The following is a 10,154-nucleotide window of genomic DNA, read 5'->3' on the forward strand; positions in this document are numbered from 1 at the left end:
GATCGGGGAGATCAGCCCTTCTTGGCGAGTGCCTCGAGGGTGTCGTTGCCCTTGTAGGCCTCGACCGCGTTCTCCTTGGTCACGAGGACCGGGGTGAGCTCGATCGCCGGAACCGTCTTGACGCCGTTGTAGTTGTTCGTCTTGTCGATCTTGGTGTCGGGCTTGTTGCCCTTCGAGAGGTCGGACACCAGGTCGATGGCGGCCTGCGCCTCCTCGGTGGTGTTCTTGTAGATCGTCGAGTACTGCGTGCCCTGCATGATGAGCGGGATCGACGCGGTCTCCGAGTCCTGGCCGGTGACGACCGGGTTCGGCTTGCCGGCGGCCTTCGTCGCGGTCAGGATCGCACGGGCGAGGGTGTCGTTCGGCGACAGGACGCCGTCGAGCTTGGTGTCACCCGAGTAGTACTGCGACAGCAGGTCGGTCATGCGGGACTGGGCGTTCTGCGCGAGCCAGCCCTTGGTCTGGACCTTCTGGAAGGTCTCCTGGCCGGACGTGACCTTGACGGTGCCGTCCTTGATCTTCGGCTCGAGGACGTTCATCGCACCGTTGAAGAACACGGTGGCGTTCGCGTCGTCCGCCGAACCGGCGAAGAGCTCGATGTTGTAGGGGCCGTCACCCTTCTCGGCCTTGAGGCCGTCGAGGAGTGCCTGCGCCTGCAGCTGGCCGACCTTGTAGTTGTTGAACGCCACGTAGTAGTCGACGTTCTTGGTGTTCAGGATGTTGCGGTCCCAGGCAATGACGGTGACGCCCTTCGCCTTGGCGGCCTTGACCTGCGAGCCGAGCTGCGAACCGTCGGCGGCACCGATGATGACGACCTTGGCGCCCTTGGTGACCATGCCCGAGATCTGCGACTGCTGGTCCGGGACGGGGTTGCCGGCGTTGGCGTACTGGATGTCGGCCTTGAAGCCGGCGTCCTCGATCGACTTCTCGAACGCGGCGCCCGCGAGCACCCAGTTCTGCGAGGTCTTGGCCGGCAGGGCGACACCGATGAGGTCGCCCTTCTTGATCTCGGTGCTCGAGCCCGAGTCCGAGCCGGAGGTGCCGCGAGCCGAGCAGCCGCTGAGGGCGAGGCCCGCGACGAGCGCCAGGCCGATGCCGGCGATGAGCTTCTTGCGCATGTGAGTGCTTTCTCTTCGTTGAGGGGTGGTGCTGTGGTGAGGGGTTCGAGCGCCCCGGGAGCCCGGGGCGCCACGTCTTTACTGGGTGTTGACCTTGTCCGGCTGGTCCTGGATGGACTGCGGCTGCTGGGCTGCCACCGTGTTCTGCTCGGTGTCCTTCTTCTGGAACTGCCGCATCATGCCGCCGATGAGCGACGGGCGGCCCTGGGACTTCGAGTAGACGTCGAAGGCGACCGCGACGAGGAGGACGAGACCACGGATGATCTGCACCTTGTTCGACTCGATGCCCATGAGCTGGAGGCCGTTCGACAGGAGCGCCATCACGAGGCCACCGATGATCGACCCGGAGATCGTGCCGATGCCACCCGCGACCGCGGCGCCACCGACGAACACGGCGGCGATCGCGTCGAGCTCCCAGCCGGTGCCGTCAGCCGGACCCGAGGCGTTCGAGTAGCCGACGAACACCATGCCGGCGACCGCGGCGAGCACGGACATGTTCGCCATGACGAAGAAGTTGACCTTGCGGGCGCTGACACCGGAGAGCACCGCGGCGCTCGCGTTGCCGCCGACCGCGTAGACCTGGCGACCGAAGATCGTGTTCTTCGTGATGAAGCCGTAGATGATCGTGAGGACACCGAGGATGATCGCGACGATCGGGATCGAGGTACCGACGGGGCCGGCGCCGAACAGGTAGGTCGCGACGAGCGTGACGGCGACGAGGACGCCCGTGCGGACGATCGACACCCACAGCGGCGGGACCTCGGCCTGCATCTTCTTGCGGCGGGAGCGGCCGCGGGCCTCGATGACGATCAGGGCGATGATCGTGGCCAGACCGATGAGCAGCGTGCCGTTCGAGTACCCGAAGTCCGGGCCGAAGTCACCGAGGTAGCCGGCGCCGATGGCGTTGTACGAGTCCGGGGTCGGCACCGAGGTCGACTGGCCGATGATCTGGTTCGCACCGCGGAAGATGAGCTGACCGGCCAGCGTCACGATGAACGCGGGGACCCGGACGAACGCCACCCAGAAGCCCTGCCAGGCGCCGACGAGGGCGCCGACGGCCAGGCCGAGGATGATCGCGGCCCATGCCGGCCAGTGCCACACGGACATCGACTGCGCGACGATGATGCCGACGAACGCCGCGACCGAACCGACCGACAGGTCGATGTGGCCGGCGATGATCACCATCACCATCCCCAGCGCGAGGATCAGGATGTAGGAGTACTGCAGGAACAGGTTGATGACGTTCGTCGGCTCGAGGATCAGGCCCTTGGTCGTGATCGAGAAGAAGATCACGATCGCGATCAACGCGATGATCATGCCGTACTGGCCGATGCTGTTGCCCTTGCCGAACAGCAGTTTCAGGTTCTTCATGAGACGAGAGCGCCCTTCCGCGCGGAGGTCATGCTGCGCATGAGCGTTTCTGGATCGGCCTGTTCCGAGGGGATGTCGGCCGTGATCTGGCCCTCGAAGATCGTGTAGATCCGGTCGGAGAGGCCGAGGAGTTCGGGGAGCTCGGAGGAGATGAGGATGATGCCCTTCCCCTCGGCTGCGAGCTGCTGGATGATGCCGTAGATCTCGAACTTGGCGCCCACGTCGATGCCGCGGGTCGGTTCGTCGAGGATGAGGATGTCCGGGTCGGTGAACATCCACTTCGACAGGACGACCTTCTGCTGGTTGCCGCCGGAGAGCTTGCCGACGTTCTCCTCGACGGTCGGCACCTTCGTGCGGAGCAGCTTCCGGTACTTCTCGGCGACGTTGTACTCCTCGAGGGAGTCCACGACGCCGGCCTTCGAGATCTTCTGCAGGTCGGCCGCGACGGTCGATCGCTTGACCGTGTCGAGCAGGTTGAGGCCGAGCGCCTTGCGGTCCTCGGAGACGTAGCCGATGCCGTGCTCGATCGCCTGCTGGACGTTGGTGACCTTGATCTCCTCGCCGTCCTTGATGATCTGCCCGCCGAGCCACGTGCCGTAGGAGCGGCCGAAGATGCTCATCGCGAGCTCGGTGCGGCCGGCGCCCATCAGACCCGCGAAGCCGACGATCTCGCCGCGCTTCACGTGGAAGTTCGAGCCCTTGCAGACCAGGCGCGACGAGTCGAGCGGGTGCTGGACGGTCCAGTCGCGGACCTCGAAGAACGTCTCACCGATCTTCGGGGTGCGGTCGGGGAAGCGGCTCTCGAGCGAGCGGCCGACCATGCCGCGGATGATGCGGTCCTCGTTGACGCCGTCGCCCTTGACGTTCAGCGTCTCGATGGTCTTGCCGTCGCGGATGATCGTGATCTCGTCGGCGATCTGCTCGATCTCGTTCAGCTTGTGGCTGATGATGATGCTCGAGATGCCCTTGGCCTTCAGCCCGACGATGAGGTCGAGGAGATGCTGCGAGTCGTTCTCGTTGAGCGCCGCGGTCGGCTCGTCGAGGATGAGGAGCTTGACGTCCTTGTGCAGGGCTTTGGCGATCTCGACGAGCTGCTGCTTGCCGACGCCGATGTTCTTGATCTGCGTGTCCGGGTCGTCGGCGAGGCCGACGCGGGCGAGCAGGTCCTGTGCACGGAGCTGGGCGCTCGTCCAGTCGATGACGCCGAACTTGCCCGGCTCGTTGCCGAGGAACAGGTTCTCGGTGATCGAGAGCTCCGGGATCAGCGCGAGCTCCTGGTGGATGATCACGATGCCGGACTGCTCGGACTGCTTGATGTCCTTGAACCGGACCTCTTCGCCCTCGAAGACGATCTCGCCGTCGTAGGTGCCGTACGGGTAGACGCCGGACAGGACCTTCATGAGGGTCGACTTGCCGGCGCCGTTCTCGCCGCAGATCGCGTGGATCTCGCCGGCACGGACGCTGAGCGAGACGTCGGACAGCGCCTTCACACCAGGGAACTCCTTGGTGATCGAGCGCATCTCGAGGATCGTCTCGGGTGCGGTGATCGACCGGGTCTCGAGGCCGGTGTCGATCGGGGTTGACGCCACGGTGCATCTCCTTCTGCCGCTGCGATGCGGCAGTCCTTCGGGTGGTTCTGCGAGCGGCGACGAAGGGCACAGGAGGCCTGTGTGGACTTCGTTGTCGCGTCCGGAGTCCCGCGTCGTGACGGTCATGTGACCGTTCACATCGGCGGAACGGAGGTAATACTACGCACGCGATCGGCGCGCCTGTCAATTCGGTTTGGTCGCGTTTGTGTAACGGGCCGCGTGATCTGGCGGAACCGGGCACCGCACGTCCCCCGCGTTGGGGTACCCGGGTGGGTCGATGACGGCCTGGAGGCGCGGGTCGGCGCCGCCCCGCGCCTCCCGTCCGCGCACGGGCGCGCCCCGCCCCGCATCGTGAGCACAAATGGTCGGGTCGCGTTGCCCGACCCGACCATTTCTGCTCACGAAGCGCGGCGCGACGCGCGCCCGCGCGGCGCTCAGCGCTTGCGCGGAGCGCCCGTGGAGCCGCGCACCACGAGCTGGGGCACGATGTCGATCGGCCGGAGGACGGCGTCGTCGTCGCCGGGCAGGAGCAGGTCCACGCACCGTCGGCCGAGTTCGGCGAAGTCCACCTGCACGGTCGTGAGTGGCGGCCAGAAGTGCTTCGCCTCGGGGATGTCGTCGTAACCGACCACCGACAGGTCCCCGGGGACGTCGAGGCCGTACGAGCGCGCGGCGTGCACCACCCCGAGCGCCATCGCGTCGTTCGAGCAGAAGATCGCGGTGCAGTCCCGCCAGCGCAGGAGCTCCCGGCCGGCGTGGTACCCGAAGTCGGCGGACCAGTCGCCCAGGATCGGCGGGACGACGGGCATGTCGCGGTCGGACATCTCGCGCAGGAAGCCCTGCATCCGGGCGTCTGCCTCGATCCAGTCCTGCGGTCCGGCGATGTGCCGGACGTACTCGTGCCCGAGGTCGAGCAGGTGCGCCGTCGCGAGCCGGGCGCCCTCCATCTGGTCGACCCAGAGCGCGGTCGGGTCCTCGCCGACGCTCGAGCGCATCGTGACGTACGGCGTCCGGATCCCGAGCTCCTCGATGAGGTCGAACACCCGCTGCTGCGGCGCGATGACCACGATCCCCTCGACGTCCTGGTCGAGCAGGTGCCCGAGGCCGTCGCGGACGGCGGTGTCGGTCGGCTCGGCGATGTTCGCCGTCGTCACGGAGTACCCGCGGCTGACCGCGGCGTCCTCGATCGCCTGCATCGTCACCGCCGGCCCGTAGTGCGAGCGCTGCGCGGTGAGCACACCGATCGTCCGCGTCCGGCTGGTGACCAGTGCCCGTGCGGCACGGTTCGGCCGGTACTGCAGCTGCTCCATCGCCGCGAGGACACGGTCGCGGGTCTCGGCCCGGATCGCGTCCGAGTTGTTGAGCACCCGAGACACCGTCTGGTGGGACACACCGGCAACCCGCGCGACGTCGCGGATGCTGGGCGACCGCGGTTGCTGTGCCCGCGTCGACGCCATTGCTACTCGTTTCCTGCCCGGGGCCGTGGCACGCCCATGTGCACGTTCACATTCCGAGCCAGATCATTATGCACGCCTCCGGCATCCACGCCACCTGAGTTGTCGTTTCCCGATCCGGTGGGGTACGGTTCACGTCGTATCCGGCATATCGCCCGTACCGGAACGCACAACTGCAGATCGGCCGTCCGCTCGAGGACGGCAGTCGCTCCAGACCTCAGAGAACAGCGACACCCGCAGCGCACCAGCGCTGGGGTGTCGCTGTTCTCTTTTTTGCGTCCACCGAACCCCATCCACCACGAAGGAGTGGTCTTGACCAAGGCCCGCAGACTGACGAGCTTCATCGTCCTGTCGATGACCGGCGGCGTGATCTTCCAGGTCGCGTACATCCGGTTCGTGTTCCTCGCGGACACCGCGCACGCGCTCGACCTCACCATCCAGCGCTACGGCGAGATCACGTCGGTCTTCGGCGCCGTCGCCGTGCTCATGTACTTCTGCGGCGGCTGGTTCGCCGACCGTTTCTCGCCGAAGGCGCTCATCGTGATCGCGCTCGCGGGGATGGGGATCGTCGACCTCTGGCTGTCGACGGTGCCCGGTGAGACCGGCGTCGTGGTCGCCCACGTGCTCATGGCCGTCCTCGGCATGGGGCTGTACTGGTCGTCGCTCGTGAAGCTCGTCTCGATGCTCGGGACCGCCGACGAGCAGGGCAAGCTCTTCGGCTGGCTCGAGGGCGTCCGCGGCATCACGTCGACCGTCGTGGGCTTCGTCGGCGCCGCCATCGTCGCCGCCGCGATCGCCGAGACGGGCGGGGTCCTCTGGGTGATGCGCATCTACGGCGTGCTCTGCCTCGTGTTCGCCGTGCTCGTCCTGGTCGTCGTCCGCACCGACCGGGACGCCCTCGGCCAGGTCGGACGGCAGGCCGTGTCGCTCCGGGAGCTCGGGGCCGCCGCCCGCAACAAGTACACCTGGCTGATCGGCTTCTCGATCATGGCGATGTACTGCTTCTACACGCTGCTCGGCTACCTCACGCCGCTGCTGCAGGACGGCTTTGCGGTGCCCGTCGTGCTCCTCGGGGCGATCGGCGTCGTCCGCACGTACGTGTTCCAGATCGTCGGCGGCCCGGTCGGCGGCGTGCTCGTCGACCGGTGGACGAAGTCGTCGCCGGCGTTCCTCCGGTGGGCGTTCGTCGTCGCGGCGATCAGCGCCGTGGGCTTCCTGCTCCTGCCGCACGACCCCGCCCTCGTGTGGATCGCCGTCGTGCTCATGATCGTGATGTGCCTCGCGGTGTTCACCTCGCGCGGCATCTACTGGGCGCAGGTCGGCGAGGTCGAGGTCCCGCTCGCCCAGCGCGGCGGTGTGATCGGGCTCGCCTCGGGCATCGCCTACCTGCCGGACGCCTTCCTCCCCGCCCTCGGCGCGTGGTGGGTCGGCGACCCGGCGAACGGCGTGCCCTCGCAGGGCGGCGGCTACACGACCATGTTCGCTGTCCTCCTCGGCGCCGCCGTCCTCGGCTTCCTGCTCACCACCCTCACCATGCGCGTCCGTGCACGCGAACTGCGGAACCGCCCGGCGCCCGACGTCGTCGTCGCCGCCTGACCCACCTCGAAAGGACCCCTCACCCCATGGACATCCGCGACTTCTCGATGGACCTGTTCTCGCTCGCCGGCAAGCGTGCGATCGTCACCGGCGGCAACTCGGGCCTCGGTCGGGCGTTCTCGCTCGCCCTCGCCACGGCCGGCGCCGACGTGTTCGTGCCGAGCGTGGTCGACGACGACGGCACGACCCGGGCGCTCGTCGAGGGCGAGGGACGCCGGTACGAGTTCCTCGAGGTCGACCTCACCGCCGCCGACGCCCCGACGCGCATCGTCGACGCGTGCACGGAGCGGCTCGGCGGGGTCGACGTGCTCGTCAACTCGGCGGGCATCTGCCTGCTCGACGACGTCGAGGCGTTCGACCGCGCGAAGTGGGACCCGATGATCGCCGTGAACCTCACCGCGCCGTTCGCCCTCGGGCACGCCGTCGCGAAGCACTTCGTCGCGCAGGGCTCGGGCAAGATCATCAACATCGCGTCGCTGTTCGCGTTCCTCGGTGGACAGTGGTCGCCCGCGTACGCCGCCACCAAGCACGGGATCGTCGGCTTCACGAAGGCGTACTGCGACGAGCTGGCGCAGCACAACGTGCAGGTGAACGCGATCGCGCCCGGGTACTTCGCCACGAAGATCACCGAGCAGACCCGGTCGGACCCGGAGACGAACCAGCGCGTGCTCGACCACATCCCGGCCGGGCGCTGGGGCGACGTCGCCGACCTCATGGGCGCGACGGTCTTCCTCGCCTCGCGCGCATCCGACTACGTGAACGGCCACACCCTCACCGTCGACGGCGGGTACCTCGTCCGCTGACGACGGACAGGAGGCGCGTGACGGCGCCGCCACGCGCCTCCTGGGCACAGACCACCAGACCAGAGCAACGAAACACACCAACGAAGGGCTCACCACCATGATCGACTCGATCGCCACCCTCGACCGGGCCGAGATCCTGCAGCGTCTCGCCGGCATCGTCCGCCCCGAACAGATCGACACGGACGAGCAGCACCTCAAGGACGCCAGCGTCGACCGGTTCAAGAAGTACCAGTCCGTGCACGGCATCCACGACGCCCCGACCCCCGTCGCGATCGTCAACGCCGAGTCGACCGAGGACGTCGCCGCGATCCTGGCGTTCGCGGACGACAACCTCGTCAACATCGTCCCGCGCACCGGTCGCACCGGTACCGAGGGCGGCCTCGAGACGAGCGTCGTCGACACGATCGTGCTCGACTGCTCGCGGATGGACGCCGTCCTGAAGATCGACCCGGAGAACATGCAGGTCACGGTGCAGGCCGGTGTGCCGCTCCAGCGCCTCGAGGACGAGCTCCGCCTACAGGGCCTCACCACCGGCCACTCGCCGCAGTCGAAGCCGCTCGCCCAGTACGGCGGCCTCGTCGCGACCCGCTCGATCGGGCAGTTCTCCACCCTGTACGGCGCGATCGAGGACATGGTCGTCGGGCTCGAGGCCGTGTTCCCCGGCGGGAAGGTCCGTCGCATCAAGGCCGTCCCGCGCCGCTCGGCCGGCCCGGACATCCGCCACGTGGTCATCGGCAACGAGGGTGCGCTCTGCGTCATCACCGAGGTCACGGTCAAGCTCTTCACGTACCAGCCCGAGAACAACGAGTTCCACGGTGCGCTCGTCGACGACATGCGGACGGGCATCGCGATCCTGCGCGAGGTCATCACGAACGGCTTCCACCCCTCGGTCGTGCGGCTGTACTCGCCGGAGGACGCCAACCAGCACTTCTCGCACTTCTCGAAGGACAAGTGCGTCGTGGTCTTCGTCGCCGAGGGTCCCGCCGGCATCGTCCGTGCGACCTCGGAGGAGATCCAGCGCGTCCTCGCCCAGCACCCGCACGAGCAGGTCGACCCCGCGCTCATCGAGGCGTGGTTCGACAACCTCAACTGGGGCCAGGACAAGATCGACGCCGAGAAGGCCGTCATGCTGCGCGACAAGCAGCTCGGCTACACGACCGAGGTCTCGGCGGACTGGTCGGCCGTCGGCGACGTGTACGACGCGGTCATGCGCCGCATCCGCGAGGAGTACCCGTACGCCGGCGACCTGACGATGCTCGGCGGCCACTCGTCGCACAGCTACCAGACCGGCACGAACATGTACTTCGTGTACGACTACCGCATCGACTGCTCGCCCGAGGAGGAGATCGAGAAGTACCACATCCCCCTCAATGCGATCATCGTCGAGGAGGCGCTGCGCCACGGTGGCTCGATGGTCCACCACCACGGTGTCGGCAAGTACCGCACCCCCTGGGTCGAGGAGGAGCACGGCTCGGCGTTCGCGATCATGCAGGGACTCAAGGCGCAGTTCGACCCGAAGGGCATCATGAACAAGGGCACGATCTTCCCGGAGCCGGGCGCGATCCAGCCGGCCGCGGCCGACCCCGACACCACGTTCGGTCGCGCGACGAGCGGGCGCACCGGCGCATGACCAGGTACCTCGTCGGCATCGACAACGGCTCGCAGTCGTCGAAGGTCACGGTCTTCGACGAGCGGGGCGGGGTCGTCGCCGAGGGGCGTGTGCCGCTGCGGCCGAACCACACGCCGGCCCCTGGAGTGGTCGAGCACCCGGACGACGACCTCTGGGACTCGATCGCGGCGGCGTGCCGGATCGCGATGGAGGCGTTCCCGGGCGACCCGTCCGAGATCGTCGGCGTCGGTCTCTGCACGATCCGGTTCTGCCGGGCGGTGCTCCGCGCCGACGGGTCGCTCGCCCAGCCGGTCCTGAGCTGGATGGACGCCCGCGTCGGCGCGCCCTTCGTCGCCGAGCAGGACGACGTGGCGTACGTCACGACGTCCTCCGGGTACGTCACGCACCGGCTCACCGGTGCCTTCCGGGACACCGCGGCCAACTACCAAGGTGTCTGGCCGATCGACACCGACACCTGGCGGTGGAGCGAGGACGAAGCGGCGTATGCCGCGACCGGCATGCGACGCGACCAGCTGGTCGAGCTCGTCGCGCCGGGCGAGGTCCTCGGCACCGTCACGGCCGAGGCCGCGGCGGCCACGGGCCTCCCGGTCGGC

8 protein-coding genes are annotated in these 10,154 nt (G+C 67.9%); 4 read left to right on the top strand and 4 right to left on the bottom strand.

Going from position 1 to position 10,154, the window contains the following annotated elements:
• Positions 1-11: 11 nt before the first annotated feature.
• From BIV03_RS01460 to BIV03_RS01475, 4 genes are all read right to left on the bottom strand, one after another.
• Positions 12-1,118 carry a sugar-binding protein gene (locus BIV03_RS01460; protein ID WP_070417113.1) on the bottom strand — a complete coding sequence of 369 codons (1,107 nt, stop codon included), beginning with the start codon at positions 1,116-1,118 and terminating at the stop codon, positions 12-14.
• Positions 1,119-1,196: 78 nt separating this feature from the next.
• Entirely contained in the window at positions 1,197-2,489 is a 1,293-nt protein-coding gene (mmsB, locus tag BIV03_RS01465; protein WP_070417112.1) for a multiple monosaccharide ABC transporter permease, read from the bottom strand.
• Positions 2,486-4,009 carry a multiple monosaccharide ABC transporter ATP-binding protein gene (mmsA, locus tag BIV03_RS01470; protein ID WP_175473765.1) on the bottom strand — a complete coding sequence of 508 codons (1,524 nt, stop codon included), beginning with the start codon at positions 4,007-4,009 and terminating at the stop codon, positions 2,486-2,488. The genes mmsB and mmsA overlap by 4 nt, the downstream gene beginning before the upstream one ends.
• A gap of 503 nt (positions 4,010-4,512) precedes the next feature.
• Complete coding sequence (locus BIV03_RS01475; protein WP_070417111.1) at positions 4,513-5,535, bottom strand: LacI family DNA-binding transcriptional regulator; 1,023 nt, start codon at positions 5,533-5,535, stop codon at positions 4,513-4,515.
• A 309-nt stretch (positions 5,536-5,844) separates the two neighbouring features.
• Here BIV03_RS01475 and BIV03_RS01480 point away from each other — a divergent pair, with 309 nt between their 5' ends.
• The 4 genes from BIV03_RS01480 to BIV03_RS01495 all read left to right on the top strand — a co-directional run.
• The gene (locus tag BIV03_RS01480; RefSeq protein WP_175475669.1) at positions 5,845-7,128 is read left to right on the top strand and encodes a nitrate/nitrite transporter; all 1,284 of its coding nucleotides are present in this window, start codon (positions 5,845-5,847) and stop codon (positions 7,126-7,128) included.
• A 26-nt stretch (positions 7,129-7,154) separates the two neighbouring features.
• Positions 7,155-7,931, top strand: a complete 777-nt coding sequence (locus BIV03_RS01485) for an SDR family NAD(P)-dependent oxidoreductase (protein WP_071294383.1) — start codon at positions 7,155-7,157, stop codon at positions 7,929-7,931.
• A gap of 97 nt (positions 7,932-8,028) precedes the next feature.
• Positions 8,029-9,561, top strand: coding sequence for an FAD-binding oxidoreductase (locus BIV03_RS01490; protein WP_083403125.1), 1,533 nt, complete (start codon positions 8,029-8,031; stop codon positions 9,559-9,561).
• On the top strand, positions 9,558-10,154 hold a 597-nt coding region (locus BIV03_RS01495; RefSeq protein WP_254790675.1), incomplete at its 3' end, for an FGGY family carbohydrate kinase. The genes BIV03_RS01490 and BIV03_RS01495, both read left to right, overlap by 4 nt.

Source organism: Curtobacterium sp. MCBA15_016 (assembly GCF_001865105.1).
GTDB lineage: Bacteria > Actinomycetota > Actinomycetes > Actinomycetales > Microbacteriaceae > Curtobacterium.

Coding starts and splice junctions, on each gene's coding strand:
- BIV03_RS01460 (WP_070417113.1), bottom strand. CDS start 1,118: ATGCGCAAGAAGCTCATCGCCGGCATCGGCCTGGCGCTCGTCGCGGGC.
- mmsB (WP_070417112.1), bottom strand. CDS start 2,489: ATGAAGAACCTGAAACTGCTGTTCGGCAAGGGCAACAGCATCGGCCAG.
- mmsA (WP_175473765.1), bottom strand. CDS start 4,009: ATGCGCTCGATCACCAAGGAGTTCCCTGGTGTGAAGGCGCTGTCCGAC.
- BIV03_RS01475 (WP_070417111.1), bottom strand. CDS start 5,535: ATGGCGTCGACGCGGGCACAGCAACCGCGGTCGCCCAGCATCCGCGAC.
- BIV03_RS01485 (WP_071294383.1), top strand. CDS start 7,155: ATGGACATCCGCGACTTCTCGATGGACCTGTTCTCGCTCGCCGGCAAG.
- BIV03_RS01490 (WP_083403125.1), top strand. CDS start 8,029: ATGATCGACTCGATCGCCACCCTCGACCGGGCCGAGATCCTGCAGCGT.